The 24,856-nt window shown below is 69.3% G+C and carries 31 protein-coding genes; 13 read left to right on the top strand and 18 right to left on the bottom strand.

Going from position 1 to position 24,856, the window contains the following annotated elements:
* Nucleotides 1-11: 11 nt before the first annotated feature.
* On the bottom strand, nt 12-716 hold the full coding sequence (gene lexA, locus GPY60_RS17560; RefSeq protein ID WP_156688970.1) for a transcriptional repressor LexA: 705 nt from the start codon (nt 714-716) through the stop codon (nt 12-14).
* 295 nt (nt 717-1,011) lie between these two features.
* Here lexA and GPY60_RS17555 point away from each other — a divergent pair, with 295 nt between their 5' ends.
* From GPY60_RS17555 to GPY60_RS17545, 3 genes are all read left to right on the top strand, one after another.
* On the top strand, nt 1,012-1,515 hold the full coding sequence (locus GPY60_RS17555) for a LysM peptidoglycan-binding domain-containing protein (protein WP_156688969.1): 504 nt from the start codon (nt 1,012-1,014) through the stop codon (nt 1,513-1,515).
* Between the two features lie 108 nt (nt 1,516-1,623).
* Nucleotides 1,624-2,088: a transcriptional regulator NrdR gene (gene nrdR, locus GPY60_RS17550; RefSeq protein WP_156688968.1), complete on the top strand. Its 465-nt coding sequence runs from the start codon at nt 1,624-1,626 to the stop codon at nt 2,086-2,088.
* 2 nt (nt 2,089-2,090) lie between these two features.
* On the top strand, nt 2,091-2,576 hold the full coding sequence (locus tag GPY60_RS17545; protein ID WP_156688967.1) for a peroxynitrite isomerase: 486 nt from the start codon (nt 2,091-2,093) through the stop codon (nt 2,574-2,576).
* Nucleotides 2,577-2,587: 11 nt separating this feature from the next.
* On the opposite strand, the gene GPY60_RS17540 is transcribed toward GPY60_RS17545, so the two are convergent.
* Nucleotides 2,588-3,619, bottom strand: coding sequence for an alpha/beta fold hydrolase (locus GPY60_RS17540; protein ID WP_156688966.1), 1,032 nt, complete (start codon nt 3,617-3,619; stop codon nt 2,588-2,590).
* A 72-nt stretch (nt 3,620-3,691) separates the two neighbouring features.
* Nucleotides 3,692-4,666, bottom strand: coding sequence for a PAC2 family protein (locus GPY60_RS17535; protein ID WP_156688965.1), 975 nt, complete (start codon nt 4,664-4,666; stop codon nt 3,692-3,694).
* Nucleotides 4,667-4,842: 176 nt separating this feature from the next.
* Here GPY60_RS17535 and GPY60_RS17530 point away from each other — a divergent pair, with 176 nt between their 5' ends.
* Nucleotides 4,843-5,667: a trypsin-like serine peptidase gene (locus GPY60_RS17530; RefSeq protein WP_156688964.1), complete on the top strand. Its 825-nt coding sequence runs from the start codon at nt 4,843-4,845 to the stop codon at nt 5,665-5,667.
* Between the two features lie 3 nt (nt 5,668-5,670).
* Here the strand turns inward: GPY60_RS17530 and sthA are convergent, their stop codons facing one another.
* Nucleotides 5,671-7,086, bottom strand: coding sequence for a Si-specific NAD(P)(+) transhydrogenase (gene sthA / locus GPY60_RS17525; protein WP_156688963.1), 1,416 nt, complete (start codon nt 7,084-7,086; stop codon nt 5,671-5,673).
* A gap of 112 nt (nt 7,087-7,198) precedes the next feature.
* Here sthA and GPY60_RS17520 point away from each other — a divergent pair, with 112 nt between their 5' ends.
* Nucleotides 7,199-8,257: a DUF4192 domain-containing protein gene (locus GPY60_RS17520; RefSeq protein WP_156688962.1), complete on the top strand. Its 1,059-nt coding sequence runs from the start codon at nt 7,199-7,201 to the stop codon at nt 8,255-8,257.
* 53 nt (nt 8,258-8,310) lie between these two features.
* Here the strand turns inward: GPY60_RS17520 and GPY60_RS17515 are convergent, their stop codons facing one another.
* The 3 genes from GPY60_RS17515 to GPY60_RS17505 form a co-directional block, all read right to left on the bottom strand.
* A complete protein-coding gene (locus GPY60_RS17515; RefSeq protein ID WP_156688961.1) occupies nt 8,311-9,006 on the bottom strand; it encodes a metal-dependent transcriptional regulator in 696 nt (231 codons plus the stop codon).
* Between the two features lie 117 nt (nt 9,007-9,123).
* Nucleotides 9,124-10,113: a sigma-70 family RNA polymerase sigma factor SigB gene (sigB, locus tag GPY60_RS17510; protein ID WP_370462747.1), complete on the bottom strand. Its 990-nt coding sequence runs from the start codon at nt 10,111-10,113 to the stop codon at nt 9,124-9,126.
* Between the two features lie 124 nt (nt 10,114-10,237).
* Nucleotides 10,238-10,639, bottom strand: coding sequence for a DUF3099 domain-containing protein (locus GPY60_RS17505; RefSeq protein WP_156688959.1), 402 nt, complete (start codon nt 10,637-10,639; stop codon nt 10,238-10,240).
* Between the two features lie 85 nt (nt 10,640-10,724).
* On the opposite strand from GPY60_RS17505, the gene GPY60_RS17500 reads away from it, so the two are divergent.
* The gene (locus GPY60_RS17500) at nt 10,725-10,964 is read left to right on the top strand and encodes a DUF3039 domain-containing protein (protein WP_197283712.1); all 240 of its coding nucleotides are present in this window, start codon (nt 10,725-10,727) and stop codon (nt 10,962-10,964) included.
* Here the strand turns inward: GPY60_RS17500 and GPY60_RS17495 are convergent, their stop codons facing one another.
* Both GPY60_RS17495 and GPY60_RS17490 read right to left on the bottom strand, forming a co-directional pair.
* Nucleotides 10,965-11,927, bottom strand: coding sequence for a YihY/virulence factor BrkB family protein (locus GPY60_RS17495; RefSeq protein ID WP_156688957.1), 963 nt, complete (start codon nt 11,925-11,927; stop codon nt 10,965-10,967).
* A 65-nt stretch (nt 11,928-11,992) separates the two neighbouring features.
* Entirely contained in the window at nt 11,993-12,178 is a 186-nt protein-coding gene (locus GPY60_RS17490; protein ID WP_156688956.1) for a DUF7455 domain-containing protein, read from the bottom strand.
* A gap of 135 nt (nt 12,179-12,313) precedes the next feature.
* Between GPY60_RS17490 and GPY60_RS17485 the strand changes: the two genes are divergently transcribed.
* Complete coding sequence (locus GPY60_RS17485; RefSeq protein WP_231639701.1) at nt 12,314-12,673, top strand: DUF952 domain-containing protein; 360 nt, start codon at nt 12,314-12,316, stop codon at nt 12,671-12,673.
* Here GPY60_RS17485 and GPY60_RS17480 read toward each other — a convergent pair.
* From GPY60_RS17480 to ppgK, 4 genes are all read right to left on the bottom strand, one after another.
* A complete protein-coding gene (locus GPY60_RS17480; RefSeq protein WP_156688954.1) occupies nt 12,670-13,041 on the bottom strand; it encodes a RidA family protein in 372 nt (123 codons plus the stop codon). The two genes, GPY60_RS17485 and GPY60_RS17480, sit on opposite strands and share 4 nt — an antisense overlap.
* A gap of 38 nt (nt 13,042-13,079) precedes the next feature.
* A complete protein-coding gene (locus tag GPY60_RS17475) occupies nt 13,080-14,747 on the bottom strand; it encodes a PPE family protein (RefSeq protein ID WP_156688953.1) in 1,668 nt (555 codons plus the stop codon).
* Between the two features lie 179 nt (nt 14,748-14,926).
* On the bottom strand, nt 14,927-16,486 hold the full coding sequence (locus tag GPY60_RS17470) for an RNA polymerase sigma factor (protein WP_156688952.1): 1,560 nt from the start codon (nt 16,484-16,486) through the stop codon (nt 14,927-14,929).
* Between the two features lie 188 nt (nt 16,487-16,674).
* A complete protein-coding gene (gene ppgK / locus GPY60_RS17465) occupies nt 16,675-17,478 on the bottom strand; it encodes a polyphosphate--glucose phosphotransferase (protein WP_156688951.1) in 804 nt (267 codons plus the stop codon).
* A gap of 111 nt (nt 17,479-17,589) precedes the next feature.
* Here ppgK and GPY60_RS17460 point away from each other — a divergent pair, with 111 nt between their 5' ends.
* On the top strand, nt 17,590-18,444 hold the full coding sequence (locus GPY60_RS17460; RefSeq protein ID WP_156688950.1) for an inositol monophosphatase family protein: 855 nt from the start codon (nt 17,590-17,592) through the stop codon (nt 18,442-18,444).
* A gap of 4 nt (nt 18,445-18,448) precedes the next feature.
* Here GPY60_RS17460 and cei read toward each other — a convergent pair whose 3' ends face one another.
* Nucleotides 18,449-19,099, bottom strand: a complete 651-nt coding sequence (gene cei, locus GPY60_RS17455) for an envelope integrity protein Cei (protein ID WP_156688949.1) — start codon at nt 19,097-19,099, stop codon at nt 18,449-18,451.
* Nucleotides 19,100-19,296: 197 nt separating this feature from the next.
* On the opposite strand from cei, the gene GPY60_RS17450 reads away from it, so the two are divergent.
* Nucleotides 19,297-19,599, top strand: coding sequence for a DUF4193 domain-containing protein (locus GPY60_RS17450; protein WP_156688948.1), 303 nt, complete (start codon nt 19,297-19,299; stop codon nt 19,597-19,599).
* Between the two features lie 14 nt (nt 19,600-19,613).
* Here the strand turns inward: GPY60_RS17450 and GPY60_RS17445 are convergent, their stop codons facing one another.
* Nucleotides 19,614-20,090, bottom strand: coding sequence for a DUF3093 domain-containing protein (locus tag GPY60_RS17445; RefSeq protein ID WP_156688947.1), 477 nt, complete (start codon nt 20,088-20,090; stop codon nt 19,614-19,616).
* Between the two features lie 25 nt (nt 20,091-20,115).
* Between GPY60_RS17445 and dut the strand changes: the two genes are divergently transcribed.
* Both dut and GPY60_RS17435 read left to right on the top strand, forming a co-directional pair.
* A complete protein-coding gene (gene dut / locus GPY60_RS17440) occupies nt 20,116-20,580 on the top strand; it encodes a dUTP diphosphatase (protein ID WP_156688946.1) in 465 nt (154 codons plus the stop codon).
* Entirely contained in the window at nt 20,580-21,323 is a 744-nt protein-coding gene (locus tag GPY60_RS17435) for a DUF3710 domain-containing protein (RefSeq protein ID WP_156688945.1), read from the top strand. Before dut ends, GPY60_RS17435 begins: the two co-directional genes overlap by 1 nt.
* A 105-nt stretch (nt 21,324-21,428) precedes the next feature.
* Here GPY60_RS17435 and GPY60_RS17430 read toward each other — a convergent pair whose 3' ends face one another.
* Nucleotides 21,429-22,130 carry an alpha/beta hydrolase gene (locus GPY60_RS17430; protein ID WP_156688944.1) on the bottom strand — a complete coding sequence of 234 codons (702 nt, stop codon included), beginning with the start codon at nt 22,128-22,130 and terminating at the stop codon, nt 21,429-21,431.
* A gap of 134 nt (nt 22,131-22,264) precedes the next feature.
* On the opposite strand from GPY60_RS17430, the gene GPY60_RS17425 reads away from it, so the two are divergent.
* Together GPY60_RS17425 and GPY60_RS17420 are read left to right on the top strand one after the other, a co-directional pair.
* Nucleotides 22,265-22,633, top strand: coding sequence for an OB-fold nucleic acid binding domain-containing protein (locus GPY60_RS17425; RefSeq protein WP_156688943.1), 369 nt, complete (start codon nt 22,265-22,267; stop codon nt 22,631-22,633).
* Nucleotides 22,634-22,689: 56 nt separating this feature from the next.
* A complete protein-coding gene (locus GPY60_RS17420) occupies nt 22,690-23,325 on the top strand; it encodes a DUF3159 domain-containing protein (RefSeq protein ID WP_156688985.1) in 636 nt (211 codons plus the stop codon).
* A gap of 14 nt (nt 23,326-23,339) precedes the next feature.
* Here GPY60_RS17420 and GPY60_RS17415 read toward each other — a convergent pair whose 3' ends face one another.
* Nucleotides 23,340-24,023, bottom strand: coding sequence for a potassium channel family protein (locus tag GPY60_RS17415; protein WP_156688942.1), 684 nt, complete (start codon nt 24,021-24,023; stop codon nt 23,340-23,342).
* Nucleotides 24,024-24,075: 52 nt separating this feature from the next.
* On the bottom strand, nt 24,076-24,756 hold the full coding sequence (locus tag GPY60_RS17410) for a potassium channel family protein (protein WP_197283711.1): 681 nt from the start codon (nt 24,754-24,756) through the stop codon (nt 24,076-24,078).
* Nucleotides 24,757-24,856 lie beyond the last annotated feature (100 nt).

The following is a 24,856-nucleotide window of genomic DNA, read 5'->3' as shown; positions in this document are numbered from 1 at the left end:
GCCGGCAGGCGCTAGACCTTGCGGATCACGGTGACGACCTTGCCGAGCACGGTGGCGTCATTGCCCGGTATCGGATCGAACGCCGGGTTGTGGGGCATCAGCCACACCTGACCGCCCGCGCGCCGGAACGTCTTGACGGTGGCCTCGCCGTCGAGCATGGCGGCGACGATGTCGCCGTTGTCGGCGACATTCTGCTGGCGCACCACTACCCAGTCGCCGTCGCAGATCGCCGCCTCCACCATCGAGTCGCCGACGACCTTGAGCAGAAACAGCGTGCCCTCACCGACGAGCTCGCGGGGCAGCGGGAAGACGTCTTCGACGGCCTCCTCGGCGAGGATCGGCCCGCCGGCCGCGATGCGCCCGAGGACCGGAACGAAGGTCGGTTCCGGCAGGGCGTCCGACCCGGCGACCTCGGTGGTCGGCACGGCATCGTCGCGGGCGTCGTCGGCACCGCGGACGTCGACGGCGCGCGGGCGGTTCGGGTCGCGGCGAAGGAAGCCCTTGCGCTCCAGGGTGCGCAGCTGGTGGGCCACAGAGGAGGTCGACGTCAGGCCGACGGCGTCGCCGATCTCGCGGATGCTCGGCGGGTAGCCCCGGCTGGTCACCGAGGCGCGAATCACGTTGAGGATGGTGCGCTGACGTTCGGTCAGCGAAGAATCGGCGGAAGGCAACCGGCCGCCCCGGCCGGCGGATGAGGTGTCGTTGCTGTCGCTCATGGACTGAGGGTAACCGCGGCGTTGGCAAGAATCAAACATGTGTTCGACTGGCGTGTCGCGGGCCGCAAGACCGCCCGAAACGCTGTCAAGCCTGGGGAATAACAATGGTGTAACTCTTCGGGCGACGGGGTACTTCTGCTCCATGCCATTGGTAGCGACCGACGGACTTGTCGGTGGTGTGATCTAGCGTCTTGCTCGTGGAAGACACGCTTCGCTCAAACGTTCGGTTTCGAACACGCGAGCGACTACAGTGTCGAACACACGAGCGAGACTTAGTTGACCGGAGGGAACGCAGATGACCATCATCCACACACTCTCGCCGCATACCGGCAGCGTTCGGCGCCCTGGCCCGTTCCCCAGCGCACCCGCGCCGGGCCAGCGCTACGGCCGCGACGGAATGTCCCGCTCACGCAGGCCGGGGCCGTCCCGTCCGGCGGTCGCACCGATGCGCTACCACGGGACAGGCGTCCGGATGTCCGCGGCGCCGCACCGCCGGCGTCCCGTGACGGTGGCGACGACGGTCGGACTCGCCCTGGTGGCGGGCCTGATCACGCTGTGGCTCGGTCTGGTCGCAAACGTCGGGCAGGTCCTCAACGGCGACGCCGGCGCAGCGTCGGCCCGCGTTCCCGACCGGCTCGCCGTCGTGCGGGTCGAGGGTGGAGAGTCCCTGGAAGACGTCGCGCACCGCGTGGCGCCGGACGCGCCGGCCGCCCAGGTCGCGCAGCGGATCCGCGAGCTCAACGACCTCCCGTCGCCGGCGCTGGCCGCGGGCCAGACCCTGATCGCCCCGGTCGACTGACGGTGTGGGCCGCGCGCCCCGTGGTCGCTCCGCGCTCGCCCGGCAGGCGAACGCGCGGGTACGCTCAGGTTCTGCGGTACCCGGTTTCATCACGGCGAAGGAGCGGCCATGCACTGTCCGTTCTGCCGTCATCCCGATTCGCGGGTGATCGATTCCCGGGAAACCGATGAGGGGCAAGCCATCCGGCGCCGCCGATCGTGCCCCGAATGCGGTCGGCGCTTCACCACCGTCGAGACCGCGGTCCTGGCGGTCGTCAAACGCAGCGGCGTCACCGAGCCGTTCAGCAGGGAGAAGGTCATCAGCGGCGTCCGACGGGCGTGCCAGGGCCGCCAGGTGGACGACGACGCGCTGAACCTGCTGGCCCAGCAGGTGGAGGACACCGTGCGGGCGGCCGGCTCGCCGGAAGTCCCCAGCCACGAGGTCGGCCTGGCGATCCTCGGGCCGCTGCGCGACCTCGACGAGGTCGCCTACCTGCGGTTCGCGTCGGTGTACCGGTCCTTCTCGTCCGCCGAGGACTTCGAGCGCGAGATCGAGGCGCTGCGCGAGCACCGCAAGGTCTCGGCCCCGGGCTGACCATGCCCGCCGACCTGCACCCCGACCTGGCCGACCTGGCCCCGCTGCTGGGCACCTGGACCGGCCGGGGCGCGGGCAAATACCCGACTATCGAGCCGTTCGACTACCTCGAGGAAGTCGTGTACTCGCACGTCGGCAAGCCGTTCCTGGTTTACGGCCAAAAAACCCGGGCGGTCAGCGACGGCAGGCCCCTGCACGCCGAAACCGGTTACCTGCGGGTGCCGCGGGCCGGGCACGTCGAACTGGTCCTGGCGCACCCCAACGGCATCACCGAGATCGAGGTCGGCACCTACTCGCTCACCGGCGGCGGCGTCGAGATACAGATGGCGTCGACGGCGATCGGTCTGACCCCGACCGCCAAAGAGGTGACCAGCCTCAGCCGTTCCCTGCGCATCCGGGGCGACGAGCTGTCGTATTCACTGCGGATGGGCGCGGTCGGCCAGCCGCTGCAGGATCACCTCGACGCGGTGCTGTACCGCGGCCACTAGGCCGCGGGACGTCAGGTCGCGCTGCGTTCGTCGGAACCCATGGCGTTGAGGACGGCGACGCGCGTGGGGGCGGGCCCGGTGACCGTCTTCTCGCCGCCACCGCTGCGGAGCAACTCGCGCAGCGCGGTCTGGTTGTATTCGGCGGGCTCGGTCGTATCGACGAAGCGCTGCACCACATCGATGAACCGGGCCGGGTCGTCGTGGAACGGGAAATGGCCGGCGCCCTCGAAGATCTCGAGGCGGGAGCCCGGCATCGCGGCGTGCGCCATCCGCGCATGACCCACGGGCACCACCGAATCCTTGGCGCCCCAGACGATCTGCACCGGGATGGCCTCGGTCAGGTAGCACCGGTCCAGCATCGTGACGATCTGCCCGCGCCAGTCCACCACCGCCCGCAGCGTGCGGCTGAACGCCGCCGACGCCGTCGGCTCCGGCAGGTCGTCGAGGATCCGCAGCATGTTGGGCAGGTCGCGGCCCAGGCCCGTGCTGCCCAGCATCGTGCCCAGCACGCGGCCGAAGATCTGAACTGCCGGCAGCACCAGCGGCAGGCGCAGCAGGGCGAGCGCCTCGCTGCCCATCGGCAGGGATGCGCAGCGCAGGACGAAGTTCACGTCCTTGGTGACGCCGCCGGCGCCCACCAGGATCAGCCGCTCCACCAGATGCGGGAACTGGTAGGCGAATTGCATGGCGACCCCGCCGCCGAGCGAATGGCCGACGATGGTCGCCCGCTCGATGTCGAGCACGCTGAGCAGGTCGCGCATCCCGTTCGCGTAGGCCGCGACGGAGTAGTCGGCCCGGGGCTTGTCGGACCGCCCGTGGCCCAGCAGGTCGGGGGCGATCACCGTGAACCGCTGAGCGAGCTTGGCCTGCACGGTGTTCCACGTCGTGGAGTTGTCGCCGATGCCGTGGATCAGCAGGATCGCCGGCCCCGAGCCGGCGATCCGGAAGGCCCGTCGGTACCCGTGGATGGTGCGGAACTCCAGCCGGGGTGCGGTCACTTCACGCACCGGGCGGAGGGTGGCCGTGCGCTTCCGCTCGGTCATCTCGCCAACCTTGGTGTCGGGCCGGGGCATGAGCCGCGGCGAAGGGCGGGTGGGAGTAGGTCGGACGGAAACTCAAGCCTGGTCGTCGTCGTCGAACTTCTTCTCCGCCTGCTGGGCCAAGAATCGCTCGAACTCTGCGCCAAGCTCGTCGCCGCTAGGCAGGTCCTCGTCGCGTGTTAGTAACGACCTGTTCTCCTGAGCGTCGATGAAGGCATCGTACTGTCGCTCCAGCGCGGCCACCACTTGAGCCACTTCGGCGCTCGCCTGCACCTGCTCGTCGATCTTGGCGCGGATTTCGGTAGCGGCCTCCGCCAGGGCGGCCAGGGGCAACTCCAGCGAGCCGGTCTTCGCGACCTGCGCGAGCAGCGCCTGCGCGGCGGCGGGGTAGTCGGTCTGGGTGAGGTAGTGCGGGACGTGCACCGTGAAACCGACCACCTCGTGGCCGTGCTGGGCCATCCGGAACTCGAGCAGGTTGGACGCGCTGCCGGGGACCTGGATCTCGGAGATCCACGGCGTGAAGTCGGCGATCAGTTCGGGGTTGTTGGAATGCGCCGTCATCGTGATCGGACGCGTGTGGGGGACCGCCATCGGGACCGTGCCCAGCCCGATGGTCTGACGCACCCCCAGCCGCTCGGCGAGCAGGCGCACCGCGGTGACGAAACGCTCCCACTTGAGGTCCGGCTCCATGCCGGCGAGCAGCAGGAACGGGGTGCCGACGCTGTCGCGCAGCGCGTACAGGCTGAGGTCGGGGTCGTCGTAGTTGGTGAAGTGGTCCGTCTTGAAGGTCATCAGCGGCCTGCGCGAGCGGTAATCCAGCAGGTCGTCGATGGCGAACGACGCGACCAGCTCGGTGTCCAGCACCGCCCGCAGGTGGGCCGAGGACAGGCGAATGGCGTGGCCGGCGTCGGAAAAGCCCTCCAGCGCGTGCACCAACACCGGGCCGCGGCCGTCCGACGCCGACAGCTGGGGCGCCGGGAACTCGAGCTCGTACATGCCCTGTTGCCCGGGCTGGTAGTAGTCGTCGTCTCGGCCTCGGTGGTCGGCCATGGGATTGCCTCCTGCCGGTCCTGTCCAGGGTGCCCTGACTATTCTCTCTCGAATCGTCCCGCGATTCAGCGAACAGCACCGCGTCTGGTCGGTCAAACTCCGGTGCGTGGCCCGGGGCGCTGGGAGGCGCGGTGAAGTGCGCCCGGCACAGGGTGGTCAGGCATGATGGGGACACAATGCGCGTGCCGAAACTCTTGCTGTGCTTGGTGGTCGGTCTGGCGACGTCGGTGACGTCGTGCCACCGGCCCGGCGACCATGCGTCGGGTCCCGCCCCGTCCGCCCCCAAGGCCAGCGGCCCGGTCCAGCGGCTCGCCCAGCCCCAGCAGAAGGCAACCGCGACCCCGGTGGACCCGGATCGGCGGGTCGGTGCCATCTTCATCGACGGCGGCTCCCTGCACGTGTGCACGGGCTCGGTGGTGCACTCGGCGAGCGGGAACCTGATGATCACCGCGGCGCACTGCCTGGCGGGCGCGTCCAAGATCACGTTCGTCCCGGGGCTGGCCGGCGACGCCGCGCCCGCACCCGCGGACGTGTGGAAGGCCGACGCGATCTACCTCGATCCGCGCTGGTCGGCCGACAAGGACCCGCACGCCGACTACGCGGTCGCGCGGATGAGCAACGAGGCCGGCATTCCGGTCGAGTCGCACGTCGGCCTCGCGCTCACGCTCGGGACGACGCCCCCGCCCGGCAGCCACGTCACCGTCCTCGGGTATCCGGCCGGCGTGGGCGGGTCACCCATCGGCTGTCAGGCCAGCACGTCACTCAACGACAGTGGCTTCCCCTCGCTCGCCTGCGAGGGGCTGGTGGACGGAACGAGCGGCGCGCCGTGGGTCAGCGGTACCACGCTCACCGGGCTGATCGGCGGGTTCGAGCGGGGCGGGTGCGCCCCCAACGTCTCGTACTCGGCGCCGTTCGACGAGCACGTCGCCCAGTTGCTCGCCCGCGCCGACGCGGGGGGTCCCGGCGACCCGCTGCCGGGTGACGTGCCCGACACCTGTTAGGGCTCAGCGCCGGAACTGGTGGAGCGCCCGAATCTTGTTCATGACGTCGAGCGCGGCCACCTTGTAGGCCTCGGAGAACGTCGGGAAGTTGAACACCGCCTCCACCAGGTACTCGACGGTGCCCCCACAGCCCATCACGGCCTGCCCGATGTGCACCATCTCGGTGGCGCTGGTGCCGAAGATGTGCACGCCCAGCAGCCGCAGGTCCTCGGTGGACACCAGCATCTTGAGCATGCCGTAGGAGTCGCCGGCGATCTGGCCGCGGGCCAGCTCGCGGTACCGCGCGACGCCCACCTCGTAGGGGATGGCGTTCTTGGTGAGTTCCACCTCGGTGGCGCCGACATAGGAGATTTCGGGGATCGAGTAGACGCCGATCGGCTGCAGTTGGGTGATGCCCTCGGTCGGCTCGCCGAACGCGTGGTAGGCGGCCAGCCGTCCCTGCTCCATGGAGGTCGACGCCAGCGCGGGGAAGCCGATCACGTCACCGACGGCGTAGATGTGCGGCACCTTCGTGCGGAAGGTGTCGTCGACGAAGATCCGTCCGCGGCTGTCGGCCTCGAGCTCGGCGTTGTGCAGGTCCAGGTGGTCGGTCTGCCCTTGCCGGCCGGCGGAGTACATCACCGTCTCGGCGGGGATCTGCTTGCCGCTGGCCAGCGTGGTGACGGTGCCCGCCGCGCCGACGTCGACCGCGGTCACCTCCTCGCCGAAACGGAACGTGACCGCCAGGTCGCGCAGGTGGAACTTGAGCGCCTCGATGACTTCCGGGTCGCAGAAGTCGAGCATCTCGTTGCGCTTCTCCACCACGGTCACCTTGGTGCCGAGCGCGGCGAACATCGAGGCGTACTCGATGCCGATCACACCGGCGCCGACCACCACCATCGAGGAGGGGAGCGACTTGAGGTCGAGGATCCCGTCGGAGTCGAGCACCCGCTCCTCGTCGAACTCGACGCCGGACGGCCGCGCCGGCCTGGTGCCGGTGGCGATCACGATGTTCTCGCCGGTGACGGTTACGCTTTCGCGGCGGGCGGGGTCCTCGACGAGGACGGTGTGCGGGTCGACGAACCGTCCGTGGCCGATGAGCAGGTCGATCCGGTTGCGCATCAGCTGGTTGCGCACCACGTCGATCTCCTTGCCGATCACGTGCTGGGTGCGGGCCAGCAGGTCGGCCGGGGTGATCCGCTCCTTCACCCGGTAGCTCGCGCCGTACAGCTCGCGCTGGTTCATCCCGGTGAGGTATAAAACCGCTTCGCGCAAGGTCTTTGACGGGATGGTGCCGGTGTTCACGCAGACGCCGCCGAGCATCCGGCCTCGTTCGATGATTGCGACGGACTTGCCCAACTTGGCCGAGGCGATGGCGGCCTTCTGTCCGCCGGGCCCCGAGCCGATGACCACCATGTCGTACTCTTGCGCCGACTCCATGCGTAAACAGTAGAGCAGCGGAACTCACAGTGCTGGGTTCATTCACAGGAGGTGGGCGGTAGCGGGGCCGCCGGGCACCGGCTGACGGTGGGGGCCGTCAGCGTTGGTGCCCATGACGACGCATCCACCTGACTTCCACCTCAACCGCCCTGCCGCGTTGATCGCCGCGCTACCGGCCGTTCTCGGGTTCGTCCCGGAGAATTCATTGGTGCTGGTGTCCGTGGGCGACGGCGAACTCGGGGCGGTGATGCGCGCGGACCTCTCCGACGATCTGCTCGACCAGATCCCTCATCTCGCCGATGTCGCCGCCGTCGCCGAGCCCGAGGCGGCGATCGCGGTCATCGTCGACGAAGAGGGCGCCCACTGCCCGGGTTGCAACGACGATCACCGAAAACTGTGCGATGCGCTCTCAGAGGCCTTGTCGCGGCACGACATTCAGTTGTGGGCGGTCCACGTGGTGGACCGGGTCGCGCTGGGTGGCCGCTGGCACTGTGTCGACAAATGCGGTTCCTGCGGCACGGTCGACGACCCCTTTGCATCGCCGCTGGCCGCGGCGGCGGTGCTGGAGGGGAGGCGGCTGTACCCGCGGCGCGCCGACCTGCAGGCGGTCATCGCGGTCGAAGACCCTTCGCGCACCACGGATTTGGGGCGGGAGGTCGAACGGCAGGCGGCCCGGCGCCGGACGGCGCATCGCGCGGATCCGTCCCGCTGCGCCCGGCGGGACGTGGATCATGCGATGGCCGCGGCCGCCCGCGTCGCATCCGGGGAGTCGCTGTCGGACACCGAGCTGGCCGAGGTCGGCTGTGCCCTGAGCGACGTCGAGGTGCGCGACACCCTGTACGCCCTCGCCGTCGGCGAAACCGCCGGCGAGGCCGAGTCGCTGTGGGCGCTGCTGGCGCGCACGCTGCCACCGCCGTGGCGGGTGGAGGCCCTGGTGCTGCTGGCGTTCAGCGCCTACGTGCGCGGCGACGGGCCGCTGGCCGAGGTGTCCCTGGAGGCCGCGCTGCGCTGTGAGCCCGACCATCGCATGGCGGGCATGCTCGACACCGCCCTGCAGTCGGGGATCCGGCCCGAACGCATCCGGGAGCTGGCGGCCACGGGTTACCGGCTGGCGAAGCGGCTGGGCGTGCGGCTGCCGCCGCGGCGGGCCTTCGGCCGCCGGGCGGGCTAGCGGCGATCACGAGCGCGGCGTAGCCGGGCGACGTGGGTCGCCGCCAGAAGACGTCAGACCTTCTCGACCTTGACCGCGTGGGCCATCTCGTGCGGCAGGGTGACGTTCTCGTGCCCGGGGATCAGGATGGTCACCCCACCGCCCGTCGGGCTGGTCTGCACGCTCACCCGGGCGTTGGGCACGACGCCGGCGTCCTTGAGCCGCGAGATCAGGTCGATGTCGCCCTGGACGTGCTCGGTGAGCTGACGCACCACGACCGCCACGGGGGAGCCGGCCGGCAGCTCGGTAAGCCGGACCAGGTTGGCGTCGTCGGAGCCGGATTCCGGCCCCACGCCCAGGTCCAGCAGGCCGGGGATGGGGTTGCCGAACGGGGACGTGGTGGGGTTGTTGAGCACCTTCACCAGCCGCCGCTCGACCTCCTCGCTCATCACGTGCTCCCAGCGGCACGCCTCGGCGTGCACCTCTTCCCAGGGCACGCCGATCACGTCGACGAGCAGCCGTTCGGCCAGGCGGTGCTTGCGCATGACGGCGACGGCCAGCGCCCGGCCCTTGTCGGTGAGCTCCAGGTGACGGTCGCCGGCGACGTGCAGCAGGCCGTCGCGCTCCATGCGCGACACAGTCTGGCTGACGGTCGGCCCGCTCTGCTCGAGCCGCTCGGCGATCCGGGCGCGCAGCGGCGTAACGCCCTCTTCCTCGAGGTCGTAGATGGTCCGCAGGTACATCTCGGTGGTATCGACCAGCTCGTTCATCCGGCATCCTCCATTGCGGCTGAGTCTACTTGGCCAGCTGCACGAATGGGTGTAACGCCTCCTCGCAAAGCGGTATGCCCGCCGCTCACGCGACGGGCATACCGATTGCTGCAGGCTCTAGCTGGCGTACGAGCGCAGCCGGTCGGCGCGCTCGCCGTTGCGAAGCTTCGACATGACGTCGCGCTCGATCTGCCGGACCCGCTCGCGGGACAGGCCGAACAACTTGCCGATCTGGTCCAGCGTGCGCGGCTGCCCGTCGTCCAGGCCGAACCGCAACCGGATCACCTGGTGCTCGCGCTCGTCGAGGGTGGCCAGCACGCTGCGGATGTCGGTGTGCAGCAGCTCGGCGATCACCGCGTTCTCGGCGGACATCGCCTCGGCGTCCTCGATGAAGTCGCCCAGCGGGGCCTCCTCCTCCGAGCCGACCGGCATGTCGAGGCTCACCGGGTCGCGGCTGTGCTCGAGCAGGTCGTTGATCTTCTCGACCGGGATGCCCGACTCGGCGGCCAGCTCCTCGTCGGTGGCCTCGCGGCCCAGGTTCTGGTGCATCTCACGCTTGATGCGGGCCAGCTTGTTGACCTGCTCGACCAGGTGGACCGGCAGCCGGATGGTGCGGCTCTGGTCGGCCATGCCGCGGGTGATGGCCTGGCGGATCCACCACGTGGCGTAGGTCGAGAACTTGAATCCCTTTGTGTAGTCGAACTTCTCCATCGCGCGGATGAGGCCCAGGTTGCCCTCCTGGATCAGGTCCAGCAGCGGCATCCCGCGGCCCGTGTAGCGCTTGGCCAGCGACACCACGAGGCGCAGGTTGGCTTCGAGCAGGTGACGGCGTGCCGCCTCGCCATCGCGCACGACGGCCTCCAGCTCACGTTTGCGGTTGTCGCCCAAGCGCTTACGAGTCGCGAGCAGATGCTCGGCGTACAACCCCGCTTCGATTCGCTTGGCGAGTTCGACCTCACCCGCAGCGTTGAGCAGCGCCGTCTTACCGATGCCGTTGAGGTATACGCGCACAAGGTCGGCTGCCGGGCTCTGAGCATCCAGATCGCTGTCAATCCTGCTTGTGGTGGCGTTCGCCATAGCGACCTCCCAATAGGCTTTTACTGTCATGAGGTTCAACGACAGATCAAGCCTCTGAGTTCCCAGCGATCCCAGATCTCACACGGATTGACGTGCAGAAATGTGCCGGCGACCTGAGAATGTCCTGAGAACCGCGACCGGTTGGAGAATGGCGCTACGCGCGCTCGTCCCAAAGCGGCGCCTTCGCCTGCGGTTCGGGCTGCCGAAGCGGGGCCTCGATCGCCGGCCGCTCGGCCGTCGGGAACAACGGTGTGCGCCGGGGGACGGCGTCGAACCGCCGGGGCTCGTCGGAGCGGCGCGGCGGCCGGTCATTCGCGATCAGGACGGCCATCCACGGCAGCGGCAGCGACGCGGCCACGATCGCCAGCGAGATCAAGCCGTTGTGCCAGGCGCCGTAGGCCAGCGCCGCGAGGATCAGCGCGGGGATGCGGAATGCCATCAGCGTCAAATATTTACGGACGCGCGCCCGGTGCTGTTCCTCGTAGGACACGGCGGCGCCGGTGATGAGCACTGGGCGACCGCCGTCGTCGAAGCCAAAATCCGAGCCGCGCTTCATTAACCCACTCTTCCACTACGAATAACTCCACTCTTCCACAGAGAACGGATTCCGGCCGCAAGAAGTTCGAGGCAGAATGTGCCGTATGGACACCCAGACGATCGAACGCACCGATACCGACGAACGCGTCGATGACGGGACCGGCAGCGACACCCCCAAGTACTTCCACTACGTCAAGAAGGACAAGATCGCCGAGAGCGCGGTGATGGGCACCCACGTGGTGGCGCTGTGCGGCGAGGTGTTTCCCGTCACCAAGGCCGCGAAGCCCGGTTCGCCGGTGTGCCCGGACTGCAAGCAGATCTACGAAAAGCTCAAGAAGGGCTGATCAGCCGGGCGGCGAGTCCGCCGCCGCCTTGGCCGTCGGCATGCGGGCCGCCAGCCAGTTGCGCAGCCGGTGGGCGTGCGTCTTGGGGGCGGGGAACTCCTCCTGGATCGCGGCATTGAGTTCGGCGCCGATCATGATGGCGAAGCCGCCGAAGAAGGCGAACAGCAGGAACGCTATGGGGGTGGACAGCGCGCCGTAGGTGTAGCCGGTGCTGGTGATCCACCGCAGGTAGAAGCGCAGTCCCAGGGTGGCGATCACGAACACGGCCGTCGCCAGGATCGCGCCGAAGACCAGCCGGTGCGACGGCAGCGGCTCGGGCAGCGAGACCCGGTACAGGATCATCACGCCGACCATCAGTCCGAGCAGCAGCGCCGGGTAGTAGCCGTAGCGCAGCACGTTGGCCAGGCCGACCGGGATGTGCTCGGCGATCTTGCGCGGCCCGACGACCACCAGCGGGGCCGTCGCCACGACGACCACCAGACCCACGACGTACAGGAACAGTGCGAACAATCGCTGCCGCACCGGGTGGCGCAGTGGGGTCTGGTCATGAGCCTCGACGACGGAGTCGACGAACGCGGAGATGGCCGACGACCCGGCCCACAGCGAGATCAAGAATCCCAGCGACACCACCTCGCCGCGGGCGTGGTTGGCGATGTCGCGAACGGTCGGCTCGATGATCTCGTTGACGACGCTGGGGGAGAACACGCTGTGGGCCGTCGAGATCAGTTGACGCAGGATGGCGGGCAGCATGTCAGGGCCGAAGAGGGGTGCCACGTAGGCGAGGCTCCCCAGCATTCCCAACAGCAGCGGGGGAAGAGAAAGCGCAGACCAGAAACCGGCCTGCGCTGACTCAGAAAAGATCGAATCGTCCCAGCTTTTCCCCAACGTCCTCAGACTGATGCGCCAAATATGGTGGCGGGACGGCTTTGCGACCTGATCACTCGAACCCGTCTGATCGCTCATACCCGTCCAGCTTTACCGATGACCGCCCGCTCAACAAACGTTGTCGATGGGCGAGTCGGGTAAAGCTAGCTTCCGCTGACCTCCAGAACGGCGGCCAGCTCGATCAGCTTGGCCTCGTGCTCGTTGGCGTGGTGCTGGCAGAAGAGAAGCTCTGCACCGGAAGGCAGCTTGGCGCGAACCCGGGCCGCGGCACCGCAACGATCGCAGCGGTCCGCACGAGTCAGCTCGGGACTGGTCAGAGTTGCTTGCATGGCTTCTCCGTTCTTACGTTGATTCACTCTCTCAGACGTATGGGGTTTTCGCGTTGTTCCCTAACCGTTGTGAGGTGTGTCGTTTCTCACGGGCTGTTTGATACCCGCTTTCGACCCCGTTTAAGGTGGCCGACTGTGGGTTTCGCTCCTGGCGTATTACTGCACCTGTGCGGGGCCGACGACTGGCAGGCCGCCCGCACGCGCGGCGCCATCGAGCCGGATCCCGCAACCGGCGGCCGCTTCGTGCACCTGTCCACACCGCGGCAGGTGCACCTGCCGGCTAACCGGCTGTTCCGCGGGCGACCCGACCTGGTCCTGCTCGAGATCGACCCCACCCTGCTGGACTCGCCGGTCCGCTGGGAGCCCGGCGTGCCCGCCGACCCCGAGTCGATGCGCTTTCCGCACCTCTACGGTCCGCTGCCGGTGCGCGCGGTGGTCAGCGTCATGCCCTATCGGCCGGCGCCCGACGGCGCCTTCCCGTCGTTCGACGCCTAAGTGACCACGTAGGCGTCGGCCTCGATCTCCACCAGCAGCCCGGGAGCGATGAGCGCCGAGACCTCCACCATGGTGGCGACGGGACGGATGTCCCCGAAGACCTCGGCGTGAACGTCGCCCACCTCCCGCCAGCGCGAGATGTCGGTCACGTAGATGCGCGTGCGAACCACGTCGGTCAGCGCGGCGCCGGCCTCGTTGAGCGCAATCTCTATGCGGCGCAACGCGTCTCGCGTCTGGGCCGCGACGTCACCGCCGGCTCCGGTCGTCCCCGCGACCGTGACCAGGGGCCCGACGCGGACCGCCCTCGAATAGCCGACCGCGGCTTCGAAGTCGGAGCCGGACGAGACGAGGACGCGGTCACGTGACATGCGGTTACCGTACGGCGGCGGTCGCTGCGCGTGGCCGGTTACGGCAACAGGCGAAGGATGTTGAGGAAGCCCGATATGAAGGTGCCAGTATTGAAGAAGCCGGAGTCCTTACCGCTGAAGGCAGGACCAAAAAGGTCCGGGACACCAGTATTGCCGATGCCCGAGATCTGGCCGCTCTGGAAAGTCCCGAAGCTTGCGGTGTTGAAGAAGCCCGAGATGTCGCCGTTGTTAAGGGGGTTGATAGCGCCGCTCGCGGTGTTGAAAAAGCCCGAGATGTTGGTGCCAGTGTTCCCGAAGCCGGAGTTGATCAGACCGGTGTCGGTGGTGAACCCGAACCCGGTGTTTACGTCGCCCGAATTCCACAAGCCGGTGTTGGTGCTGCCGGAGTTCCCGTTGCCCGTGTTCACGTCGCCCGAGTTCCAGAGTCCCGTGTTGAAGTTGCCGTTGTTCCCAAAGCCGGTATTTTGTAACCCCGAGTTCCCGAAGCCGGTGTTTCCCTGGACCGTGTTCCCAAAGCCGAAGTTGTGGTTTCCGAAGTTCCCGATCCCGATGTTGACTTCGCCCGCGTTCCCGAAGCCCACATTGTTGAAATGGTTCGAAAATCCTAGCGGGGTCCCCGCATTGAAGATGCCGATGTTGCCGTCACCGGAGTTGAAGAAACCGATGTTGCCGTTGCCCGAGTTCCCCAGGCCGATGTTGCCGGTTCCCGAATTCAGCAGCCCGGCGAGGTTGATGCCGACCTGGTTGTTGCCGGTGAGCCCGATCCCGATGTTTCCGTTTCCGGTGTTCCCGAAGCCCCAGTTCCCGTTGCCTGTGTTGCCGCCGCCGAAGTTTGCGTTGCCGGTGTTTCCGCCGCCGGTGTTCGCGTCGCCGATGTTTCCGAAGCCGAAGTTGCCATTGCCGCGGTTGCCCATGCCCACGTTGTGGCCCGGATCTGAGCTGGTGCCGGCATTGCCCATGTTTCCGAAGCCGATGTTCGAGTTGAAGACGTTTCCGCTGCCGAAATTGTTGTTGCCGTCGTTGCCGCTACCGATGTTGTTCAGAGCCGGTGAAGAAGCACTACCGTTGCCGCCACCAATGTTTCCGCTGCCGGTGTTTCCGCTGCCAACGTTGGCGCTGCCGGTATTGCCGTTGCCGATGTTCCCGGTGCCGCCTTTGTTCCCGAAGCCAACGTTCGGTAGCGCCTGCAGCAACTGCGCGACGGGGTTCAGCTGGGAGGCTGCCGCCACTGCCTCGGCGTGATAGCCCGTCATGGCGGAGACATCGGCGGCCCACATTTCCTCGTACAGGCCCTCGACGGCCATGATCGAAGGCGCGTTGAGTCCGAGGAAGTTCGTCCGCACCAACTGCACGAACGCGTTGCGGTTCGCGGCCACCAGCATCGGATGCACCGTCGCCGCCTGAGCGGCCTCGAAGGCGCTGACCGCCGCCTGTGCCTGTGCCGCCGCTCCGGCAGCCTGGGCCGACGCTGCGCTCAACCACCCCGTGTACGGGACGGCTGCGGCAGCCATGGCGGCCGAGGCCGGTCCCTGCCAGGCCTGGCTGGCCAGGCCGGAGGTCACCGAGGAGAACGACTCGGCCGCGGCCCCGAGCTCGTCTGCCAACGAATTCCATGCCGCAGCCGCTTGCAACATTGGCGCTGAACCGGCACCGCTGAACATCAACGAAGAGTTGATCTCCGGCGGCAGCATCGGAAAACTGACCATGGCCGAGCCTCCTACCCGCATAAGCGGCCGCCCCGACGCGACCCGTGCGCAGATGCTATGAGGAGTGCAGCGCGCGTGTTAGGGACCAATGTCCCTAACAGCGATGAGCGAGTGGCCTATTAGCCCTGCAGAATCCGCACCGCAAGCCACCCGCGCGGCCTCGGAACGCCCGCACATCGTCAGTCCAGGTAGTCGCGCAGGACCTGCGACCGGCTCGGGTGGCGCAGCTTCGACATGGTCTTGGACTCGATCTGACGGATGCGCTCGCGGGTCACGCCGTAAACCTGGCCGATCTCGTCGAGCGTGCGCGGCTGGCCGTCGGTGAGTCCGAAGCGCAGCCGTACCACGCCGGCCTCGCGCTCGGACAGCGTCTCGAGCACCGACTGCAGCTGGTCCTGCAGCAGGGTGAAGGAGACCGCGTCGACGGCCACCACGGCCTCGCTGTCCTCGATGAAGTCCCCGAGCTGGCTGTCGCCCTCGTCGCCGATGGTCTGGTCCAGCGAGATCGGCTCCCGGGCGTACTGCTGGATCTCCAGCACCTTCTCGGGCGTGATGTCCATCTCCTTGGCCAGCTCCTCGGGCGTGGGCTCGCGGCCCAGGTCCTGAAGCAGCTCGCGCTGGATGCGGCCCAGCTTGTTGATGACCTCGACCATGTGCACCGGGATGCGGATGGTGCGGGCCTGGTCGGCCATCGCGCGGGTGATGGCCTGGCGGATCCACCAGGTCGCATACGTGGAGAACTTGTAGCCCTTGGTGTAGTCGAACTTCTCGACCGCGCGGATCAGGCCCAGGTTCCCCTCCTGGATGAGGTCGAGGAACGCCATGCCGCGGCCCGTGTACCGCTTGGCGAGCGAGACGACCAGCCGCAGGTTGGCTTCCAGCAGATGGTTTTTGGCGCGGTCGCCGTCGCGGCAGATCCACATCATGTCGCGGCGCTGGGCGGCGGGCAGCTTGTCGCCGCGCTCGGCCATCTCGGCCATCAGCTGCGTGGCGTACAGGCCGGCCTCGATCCGCTTGGCCAGCTCCACCTCTTCCTCGGCGTTGAGCAGCGCCACCTTGCCGATCTGCTTGAGGTAGGCGCGAACCGAGTCCGCCGACGCGGTGAGCTCGGCGTCCTTGCGGGCCTGCCGCAGCGCCTCGGACTCGTCCTCGTCCCAGACGAAATCGCCCGAGGCCTTGTCCTTTTCGCTGGGCTCGGCGATCTCCTCGTCCTCGTCGGCGGGCGCCTTCACGGCCGCCGCCGCGGGGGCGGCCGGTCCCTCCTCGGCGTCGTCGGCCTCGGCGGGGTCGATCTCGACGTCCTCGGCCTCGACCTCCTCTTCCAGGTCGTCCAGGCTGAGGTCGGCGGCGTCGATCTCGATGTCCTCGACGGGCTCGGCCTCGAGGTCGGGATCGACGTCGAGGTCCTCGACGGCGCCGTCGGTCTCGACGGCTTCGAGTTCGACCTCCGGCTCGGCGCCGGCGCCCTTCCCGGATCGCGGGGCGGCCTTCGCGGCGCGGCCCGACGGTGCCTTCGCGGCGTCGCCCTTGGCGGCGCGGGTCTTCTTCGCCGGGGCGGCGGGCGAGGTGTCCGGAGCGGGGGCCGCGGCTTTGGCGGCACGCGGCGCCGACTTCGTCGCCCGTTTGGCGGGGGCGGCGCCGTTGGCCGCCTTGGCCACGGCCCGCTTCGACGACGGAGCCTTGGTGGCGGTGCGTTTCACCGGCTCGTCAGTTGCCGAGCTTGCCTTGGTCGCTGCCACGTACACCCCTTCGTTTGGACTCACTTCCGGTGGGTACGGGCATGCAAAACCGAAAGTGTCTGCTATGTCGATGTTGGCGTTGGTATCAGCGTGGGTGAGGCACGCTGTCGGTCTGGGCTGGGCGACTTGGCACCGCCGACGACCATTGTAACGACAGCATGCGCCCGCACCCCCTTACCGGCCGGAATTCAGTGCGTCACGTCGACGGTGGCGGCCATGGCGGCGCCGACGATGCCGGCGGTGTTCTGCAGGGCGGCGGCGACCACCGGGGTCCGGTTCTCCAACAGCGGCAGCCACTTGTCGGCCTTGCGGCTGATGCCGCCGCCGGCGATGAACAGGTCGGGCCAGATGGCGTTCTCGATGGCCACCAGCACGCGCGTCACCTGCTTGGCCCACCTCTCGTAGCTCCAGCCGTTGCGCTCCTTGACCGACGACGCCGCGCGTTGCTCGGCCTCCTTGCCGCCGACCTCGAGGTGGCCGAATTCGGTGTTGGGAATGAGGATGCCGTTGTGGATCAGCGCGGAGCCGATTCCCGTGCCGAACGTCAGGAGCACGACGACGCCGGACTTGCCCGCGCCCGCGCCGTAACGCTCCTCGGCGAGGCCCGCCGCGTCGGCGTCGTTGAGGACCGTGACCCGCTGGCCGTTCAGCTCGGCGCTGATGACGTCGCGCACGTTGGTCCCGATCCACGACTTGTCCACGTTGGCCGCCGTCTGGACGACCCCGTGGGTGACGACCCCGGGGTAGGTCACGCCGAGCGGGCCGGTCCACCCGAACTCGTTGACCACCGCGGCGATGGTCTTCGCGACCGCGGACGGCGTCGCCGGCTGCGGCGTCAGCAGTTTGACCCGGTCGCCGATCAGCAGACCCGTGTTGAGGTCGACGATGCCGCCCTTGATGCCGCTGCCTCCCACGTCGATGCCGAACGCGCGCCGCTCCGGCGCCCCGTCGGCGCTGCCGGGCAGAACCGTGGTCGAGTCGGTGGTGGTCAAGAGAACCCCCTCGGCGAGACGTGGGCTGTCCGCCCACCTTATCCCCCGGCGACCGCTCGATGGGATGGTTGCGCGTTCAGGTGGCCCGGGCGGCTGTGATGCGATGGTTGGGTGACGCGACCCGAGCACGATCCCGCGCGGCTGCGCTCCGTCGCCGAGACCCTGGCCGCCGAGGCGGCCGAATTCGTCGGGCGCCGGCGACGGGAGGTGTTCGACGGCGACACCGCGGGCGGTGACGCGGTGCGCTCCAAGAGCACCCCGACCGATCCGGTGACCGTGGTGGACACCGAAACCGAACGCCTGCTGCGGAACCGGTTGGCGGAATTGCGGCCCGGCGACCCGATTCTCGGCGAGGAGGGCGGCGGCCCCGCGGCGGCCCCGCCGGGCGCGGTCACCTGGGTGCTCGATCCCATCGACGGCACGGTGAATTTCGTCTACGGCATCCCCGCCTACGCGGTGTCGGTCGGCGCACAGGTCGACGGCATCTCCGTCGCCGGCGCGGTCGCCGACGTCGTCGCCGGGCGGGTGTACTCGGCGGCCGCCGGCCTCGGCGCGCACGTCACGGACGGGCGGGGGCGCCGGGCGCTGCGCTGCGCCCAGGTCGACGACCTCTCAATGTCGTTGCTGGGCACCGGGTTCGCCTACACGCGGGGCCGCCGAGAGGTGCAGGCCCGGCTCGTGGCCGGGCTGCTGCCGGTGGTTCGCGATGTGCGTCGGATCGGTTCGGCGGCGCTGGACCTGTGCATGGTCGCCGCCGGGCGCTTGGATGCCTTCTACGAGCACGGTTTACAGGTGTGGGATCGCGCGGCGGGCGCCCTGATCGCGTCGGAGGCCGGCGCGCGCGTGGTGTTACCCGCCCCCGGCTCGGACGGCGGGGAGTTGGTGGTGGCGGCCGCCCCGGGCATCGCCGACGAACTGCTGGCGGCCCTGCAACGGCTGGGCGGGCTCGAGCCGATTCCCGACTGAGCGGTCAGCAGCTGCTGGAGTGAATCCTGGCCAGCAGAGCGGGATCTGACGGCTCCGAGGCCCCCGGCCGAAGTGTGGCCAGGACGGCGTCGATGTCGTCGTTGTGGGCCAGTGCCGTGAACTCGGTTCCGACCGCGAGGTCGACGGTGTCGTCGGCGCGGTTGTCGTTGTACAGCTCCGTGCACGGCGCCACCAGCCACACCGCGGCGGCGCTGGCCTGGCCGGCCGTGCCGAACCGGATCTGGCCCTGGCAGTTGAGCCGGGTGCCCGCGTAGACGGGGTCGTTGGCGGCGGCGGGCTGGGCGAAGCCCAGATCCTTCATCGCGCCCGCGACGTCGGCGGCCTGGCCGCCTCGGCCGCTGGCGTTGAGCACCCGCACCTTGGTGTCGGCCAGCTTGGCCGGTGTGACGTCGGCCATCACGCTGCGAGAGACCTGCTCGCCGAGCTGGGGCGCCGCCGACCCGGCCGGTTGCGGCGGCGGGTTGCACGCCACGGCTTCGTGCTCCTTCGCGGGGCGGGTCAGCGCCACGGTCCACACGACCGCCGTCGCCACCACGAGCAGGACGGTAACGATGATGGCGGGGCGGGGGTTGCGTCGCCGGAAGGGCCGACCGTGCTTGTCGAAAGCGGTTCCCTCGGTGATTTGTGCGACCACAGCTGCACTCTAATCGGACGCCAAACACACTGTTCACAGCCGAGCACAAGTGCCGTCGGTCTAATGTGACGTAAATCACACGTAGCCGCGCGGCGATCCGGGCACGAATCGTTTGGTGGATGCGTTCGACGCTGGTACAAAGCGATGCTTGGGATACGAGGGCATGCATAGGGAATTGAGGGCAGGGGACTAGGGATATGCCTACCGACTACGACGCTCCGCGGCGTACCGAGACCGACGACGTCTCGGAAGACTCGCTGGAGGAGCTCAAAGCGCGGCGCAACGAGGCGGCCTCGGCCGTCGTTGACGTCGACGAATCCGAAACCGCTGAGTCTTTCGAGCTGCCGGGGGCCGATCTTTCGGGGGAAGAGCTTTCCGTTCGCGTGATACCGAAGCAGGCCGACGAGTTCACCTGCTCGAGCTGTTTTCTGGTGCAGCACCGCAGCCGTCTCGCCAGCGAGAAGAACGGGATGATGATCTGCACCGACTGCGCGGCCTGACCGGATCCTTCCGATCAGCTGCGCAATGCCGACAGCACCCGCTCCGGGTGGCGGCAACTCACCAGCCAGTAGGGCGTCGGGTCGTCGGGGTCGTCGAGGACCACCAGAACCATGGGGCCGATCCATGCGCGGTGCAGCACGTAGGCCGCCGGGTCGAGCTGGCGGCCGAGCGCTGCGGATTTCGCCGACGGCGCGATATCCGCGGAGCGGGCGATGGCCGTGACGGGTAGGTGCGCGTCGCCGGCCCACAGCTGGACGCCGTCGTCTGCCGCTGTGACCTTGATCTCGATCCGGCCCAGCCAGAGCAGGGCGCCGACGACGGCGGCGGCCAGGACCGCGTACGGAACCCAGGGGGGCATGGAGCGCACCCCGAGGTCGACCTCGAACGCGACGACGGCCGCGAGCCCGAGGGCCGGCGGCCACCACCACCACGGCACCCACAATCGCTCGCGATATCGCACGGCGTGCGGCGCGACGCGCGTCTCAGACACGCGGTCAAGGGTAGTCTGTGGCCCCGTGTCGACCAGTCTGGCCATCGTTCGCCTCGACCCTCAGCTGCCCCTGCCCAGCCGGGCCCACGACGGCGACGCCGGGGTCGACCTGTACAGCGCCGAGGACGTCGAGCTGGCGCCCGGGCACCGGGCCCTCGTGGGCACGGGCGTCGCGGTCGCCATCCCGCACGGGATGGTCGGCCTCGTCCACCCGCGGTCGGGACTGGCTGCGCGCGTTGGGCTTTCGATCGTCAACAGCCCGGGGACCATCGACGCCGGCTACCGCGGCGAGATCAAGGTCGCGCTGATCAACACCGATCCGTCGGCGCCGATCGTGGTGCACCGCGGCGACCGCATCGCCCAGCTGCTGGTGCAGCGGGTCGAGTTGGTGGAGCTGGTCGAGGTCTCGTCGTTCGACGAGGCCGGGCTGGCCCAGACCTCCCGTGGCGACGGCGGCCACGGTTCCTCCGGAGGACATGCGAGTTTGTGATGATGGCAGCGGGTAAACGCTCAAGCGACAAGAACGATCAGGACGGGACCGTGACACAGCCAGGCGACGACCAGGCTCCCGAGGATTCGGAAGAGCTCGAGGGCCCGTTCGACATCGACGACTTCGACGACCCCTCGGTCGCCGAGCTCGCCCGGCTGGACCTGGGCTCGGTGCTCATCCCCATGCCGGAGACCGGGCAGCTGCAGGTCGAGCTGACCGAGACGGGCGTGCCCAGCGCGGTATGGGTCGTCACTCCCAACGGTCGCTTCACCATCGCCGCCTACGCGGCGCCGAAGACGGGCGGGTTGTGGCGCGAGGTGGCCGCCGAGCTCGCCGAGTCCCTGCGCAAGGACTCGGCCAAGGTCAGCATCAAGGACGGCCCGTGGGGCCGGGAGGTGGTCGGCACCGCGTCGGGCGTGGTGCGCTTCATCGGCGTCGACGGCTACCGCTGGATGATCCGCTGCGTCATCAACGGCCCGCACGAGACGATCGACGCGCTGGACGCCGAGGCGCGGGCGGCGTTGGCCGACACCGTCGTTCGGCGCGGCGACACCCCGCTCCCGGTGCGCACACCGCTGGTGGTGCAACTGCCCGAGCCGATGGCCGAACAGCTGCGCCAGGCCGCGGCCGCGCAGCAGGCCCAGCAGCAGGAGGCCGCGCAACAGCCGGCCGACGAGCCGGCCGCCCGCCGCAGCGCCGACGGGTCGGCGATGCAGCAACTTCGCACGACCACCGGCGGTTAGTGGCGATCGCAAGCGCGGCCGCGGCGATCACGAGCGCGGCGAAGCCGGGCGAAGTGGGTCGCCGCCAAAGGCGTTAGCCGGGCGCTGCGGGTCGCCACCATCGGGTCAGCCCAGGTCTTCGAGCGCGGCCAGGCAGGCCGCGCCCAGCACCGCGGGCTCGGCGCCCATCGCGTCCAGCGTCACCGTCCGTAGCGCCGCGCGCGGTGCGGCGCTCACCCATTCGACCGCCGCCTGCACCGGGTGGACGGTGTCGTCAACGGCAGCCGCGACGCCCAAGGGCGCGGCCAGGCGCGCCAGCTCGGCGCGACTGGGCGCCACGTAGGCCGCGGCCTCGTCCATCGCGTCGGGCAGCAGGGGCCACTGGGCGCGCCACGAGCGGGTCAGCTCCTCGGCCAGCCAGGCCGGGCTCGACGCCCGCATCTGCGTGGTCGTGACCGCGAGCCCGTCCGCGCGTAGCCGCGACGCCGTGTACCGCGCGGCCTGGGCGGCCGGCGCGTCGCCGGGCGCGCCGGCCCAGGCCGGCAGCGCCGCGAGGACGGCGATCGTGCGGTCGGGGTGGGCCAGCGCCCAGGCCGTCGCGACGGCGGCGCCGATCGAGACGCCGCCGACGGCGATCGGGCCGTCGCGCGCGGCGTCGTCCAGCGCTGTGACGTAGCCCTCAATGAGCCGGTCCGGCCGCGGCGGCGGAGCCACCAGCAACGCCCCGACGTGCTGCAGGGGCTCGGCGAAAGCCCGCCTGACGTAGTCGTCGTCGGAGCCGGTTCCGGGCAACAACACGGTCGTCACACCCCGCAGGTCGACCGCCATCCCTCGATCGTGCCCGGGGTCCGAAATTCGCTCAATCACCATGTTTGGTTCGGTTGGCGTGGGGGAACCAGGAGGTCTACGTTATCCGTTGGCATAGAGACACAAAGGCTTTATCGGCATCGTCAGGAGTGGCCATGGGGGCCCAAGGATATCTGCGCCGTCTCACCCGTCGGCTGACGGAGGACCCGGAGCAACGCGACTGCGAGGAGTTGTCCGACGAAGTCGCCAGCACCGGCGCACAACGGGTGGTCGACTGCGAGCGTGGCCAGGAGGTCACGATGATCGGGACGCTGCGCAGTGTCGAGACGAACGGCAAAGGCTGCTCCGGGGGGGTTCGCGCCGAACTGTTCGACGGCAGCGACACCGTGACGCTCGTGTGGTTGGGGCAGCGGCGCATACCCGGCATCGACTCCGGACGCACCCTGCGGGTCCGCGGCCGGCTGGGCAAGCTGGAGAACGGCACGAAGGCCATCTACAACCCGCACTACGAAATCCAGCGGTGACGATCCCCGACAATCGGGGGGAGCCGGACTCGCCGGACGCCGCGCGCGCCGGCCGCATGAGCCCCGAGCGTTTGCTGGCGCAGGCCGGCGGCGTCAGCGGTGTCATCTACTCGTCGCTGCCCGTCGTCGCCTTCGTGGCGGTGTCCAGCGCGTCGGGCCTGCTGCCTGCCATCGCGGCCGCGTTGGGGGTGGCCGCCCTCGTCCTGGTGTGGCGGCTGATCCGGCGGGACTCCCTGCAGCCGGCGCTTTCGGGCTTCATCGGCGTCGCGGTCTGCGCGCTGATCGCCTACGTCGTGGGCCAGTCCAAGGGTTACTTCCTGCTCGGCATCTGGATGTCGTTGCTGTGGGCCGTGGTGTTCGCCGCGTCGGTCGCGGTCCGGCGGCCCCTGGTCGGCTACGCGTGGAGCTGGGCGAGCGGGCGCGACCGGGCATGGCGCGCGGTCCCGCGCGCCGTCTACGCGTTCGACGCGGCATCGCTGTGCTGGGTCTTGGTGTTCGGCGCGCGGTTCGTCGTGCAGCGGCTGCTGTACGACGCCGGCCAGACCGGCTGGCTCGGGGTGGCGCGCATCGCGATGGGCTGGCCGCTGACGGTGCTGGCGGCGCTCGTCACGTACGCCGCCATCAAGGCCGCGCAGCGCGCCATGGCGGGCGCGGGTGAGGTCGTGATCGAGGCGGATACCGCCAGCGACTGACCGGCCGGCGCGAACTACGGCTGGGCGGCGGGCGGCTTTTCGCCCGGCAACAGCAGCTCGCCCAGGGCCTCCTCGGCCTCCGCGGCCGCCACGAACAGCAGCTCGTCGCCGCCCTCCAGCGGCTCGTCGGCCTCCGGCACGATCACGCGCGGCCCGCGCAGGATGGTCACCAGCGCGGTGTCCCGCGGCAGCTGGAGCCTGCGCACCGGCTTGCCGCCCCACGGGGTGTCGTCGGGCAGGGTGATCTCGACCAGGTTGGCCTGGCCCCGGCGAAACTCCATGAGCCGCACCAGATCCCCGACGGCGACGGCCTCTTCGATCAGCGACGCCAGCATGCGCGGGGTGGACACCGCCACGTCGACGCCCCACGCGTCGGTGAACAGCCACTCGTTGCGGGGGTCGTTGACCCGGGCCACCACCCGCGGCACCGCGAACTCCGTCTTGGCCAGCAGGCTGAGCACGACGTTGGCCTTGTCGTCGCCGGTCGCGGCCACCACCACGTCGAAGTCCTCGAGGTGCACCGACTCGAGCAGGCTCAACTCGCAGGCGTCGCCCAGCCGCCAGTGCGCGGCCGGGATGGCGTCGACGTCGACGTGGTCGGCGTTGCGCTCGATCAGCGTCACGTCGTGGTCGTTGCCGACCAGTTCTCGCGTGACCGAACGGCCCACCGCGCCGGCCCCGGCTACCGCAACTTTCATTTGCGCCGCTCCTTCAACCCGGCTGCGCCGGCTTCATCGTCGTCGGCGCGCTTCATTTGCCCGGCCCCTCAATGTCCTCACTGGGCGGCAGCGCGGCGATCGCCACCGCCTCGGCGGCGCGGCCGGATATCGCCGCGATGTACACCTGGTCGCCGGCCTGGATGACCGTCTTGGGCTCGGGCAGCACGCCGGTCCCGAACCGGATCAGGAACGCCACCCGCGCCCCGGTGGCCTGTTCGAGATCGGTCACCCGGTGTCCCACCCAGTCCTCGTGCAGGTCGAGTTCGGCCACGGCGACGGTGCCGGTCGGGTCCCGCCACTTCGCGGTCTCGCTCTCCCGGGTGAGCGCGCCCAGCAACCGGTCCGTGGTCCACGGGACGGTGGCGATGGTGGGAATGCCCAGGCGCTCGTAGACCTCGGCGCGCTTGGCGTCGTAGATGCGGGCGACCACGCGCTTCACGCCGAAGGTCTCGCGCGCGAGGCGGGCCGAGATGATGTTGGAGTTGTCGCCCGACGACACCGCGGCGAAGGCGTCGGCCTCCTCGATCCCCGCCCGCAGCAGCACGTCTCGGTCGAATCCCTGGCCGAGCACCCGCTCGCCGGCGAACTCCGGGCTGAGCCGGTTGAAGGCGGCGCTGTCGCGGTCGATGACCGCCACATCGTGGCCGATGCGGGACAACCCGTCGGCCAGGGACGACCCGACGCGGCCGCACCCCATGACAACCACCCGCACTTGACGTCCTCTCGGCCGGCCCGGTTCGTGTCGCTCAATCGGCAACCCAGGTTGGCCAGCCGATTTCGTTCGGGATCATTCTCGCCCAGTGAACGCTACC

Source organism: Mycobacterium sp. Marseille-P9652, assembly GCF_902652685.1.
Taxonomy (GTDB): Bacteria; Actinomycetota; Actinomycetes; order Mycobacteriales; family Mycobacteriaceae; genus Mycobacterium.
Note: the sequence above shows the minus strand (reverse complement) of the source record. Positions and strands in the feature narration are given on the sequence as shown.

Excerpts from the sequence above, each read along its gene's own strand:
- GPY60_RS17435 (WP_156688945.1), top strand. The coding sequence starts at position 20,580 with ATGATGGCAGCGGGTAAACGCTCAAGCGACAAGAACGATCAGGACGGG.
- sigB (WP_370462747.1), bottom strand. The coding sequence starts at position 10,113 with ATGACAGTAAAAGCCTATTGGGAGGTCGCTATGGCGAACGCCACCACA.
- GPY60_RS17555 (WP_156688969.1), top strand. The coding sequence starts at position 1,012 with ATGACCATCATCCACACACTCTCGCCGCATACCGGCAGCGTTCGGCGC.
- GPY60_RS17505 (WP_156688959.1), bottom strand. The coding sequence starts at position 10,639 with ATGAAGCGCGGCTCGGATTTTGGCTTCGACGACGGCGGTCGCCCAGTG.
- GPY60_RS17545 (WP_156688967.1), top strand. The coding sequence starts at position 2,091 with ATGCCCGCCGACCTGCACCCCGACCTGGCCGACCTGGCCCCGCTGCTG.
- GPY60_RS17490 (WP_156688956.1), bottom strand. The coding sequence starts at position 12,178 with ATGCAAGCAACTCTGACCAGTCCCGAGCTGACTCGTGCGGACCGCTGC.
- GPY60_RS17415 (WP_156688942.1), bottom strand. The coding sequence starts at position 24,023 with ATGAAAGTTGCGGTAGCCGGGGCCGGCGCGGTGGGCCGTTCGGTCACG.
- GPY60_RS17520 (WP_156688962.1), top strand. The coding sequence starts at position 7,199 with ATGACGACGCATCCACCTGACTTCCACCTCAACCGCCCTGCCGCGTTG.
- GPY60_RS17540 (WP_156688966.1), bottom strand. The coding sequence starts at position 3,619 with ATGACCGAGCGGAAGCGCACGGCCACCCTCCGCCCGGTGCGTGAAGTG.
- GPY60_RS17535 (WP_156688965.1), bottom strand. The coding sequence starts at position 4,666 with ATGGCCGACCACCGAGGCCGAGACGACGACTACTACCAGCCCGGGCAA.
- GPY60_RS17450 (WP_156688948.1), top strand. The coding sequence starts at position 19,297 with ATGCCTACCGACTACGACGCTCCGCGGCGTACCGAGACCGACGACGTC.
- GPY60_RS17495 (WP_156688957.1), bottom strand. The coding sequence starts at position 11,927 with ATGAGCGATCAGACGGGTTCGAGTGATCAGGTCGCAAAGCCGTCCCGC.
- GPY60_RS17530 (WP_156688964.1), top strand. The coding sequence starts at position 4,843 with ATGCGCGTGCCGAAACTCTTGCTGTGCTTGGTGGTCGGTCTGGCGACG.
- GPY60_RS17500 (WP_197283712.1), top strand. The coding sequence starts at position 10,725 with ATGGACACCCAGACGATCGAACGCACCGATACCGACGAACGCGTCGAT.
- lexA (WP_156688970.1), bottom strand. The coding sequence starts at position 716 with ATGAGCGACAGCAACGACACCTCATCCGCCGGCCGGGGCGGCCGGTTG.
- GPY60_RS17420 (WP_156688985.1), top strand. The coding sequence starts at position 22,690 with ATGAGCCCCGAGCGTTTGCTGGCGCAGGCCGGCGGCGTCAGCGGTGTC.
- GPY60_RS17425 (WP_156688943.1), top strand. The coding sequence starts at position 22,265 with ATGGGGGCCCAAGGATATCTGCGCCGTCTCACCCGTCGGCTGACGGAG.
- sthA (WP_156688963.1), bottom strand. The coding sequence starts at position 7,086 with ATGGAGTCGGCGCAAGAGTACGACATGGTGGTCATCGGCTCGGGGCCC.
- GPY60_RS17515 (WP_156688961.1), bottom strand. The coding sequence starts at position 9,006 with ATGAACGAGCTGGTCGATACCACCGAGATGTACCTGCGGACCATCTAC.
- nrdR (WP_156688968.1), top strand. The coding sequence starts at position 1,624 with ATGCACTGTCCGTTCTGCCGTCATCCCGATTCGCGGGTGATCGATTCC.
- GPY60_RS17475 (WP_156688953.1), bottom strand. The coding sequence starts at position 14,747 with ATGGTCAGTTTTCCGATGCTGCCGCCGGAGATCAACTCTTCGTTGATG.
- GPY60_RS17430 (WP_156688944.1), bottom strand. The coding sequence starts at position 22,130 with ATGGCGGTCGACCTGCGGGGTGTGACGACCGTGTTGTTGCCCGGAACC.
- GPY60_RS17480 (WP_156688954.1), bottom strand. The coding sequence starts at position 13,041 with ATGTCACGTGACCGCGTCCTCGTCTCGTCCGGCTCCGACTTCGAAGCC.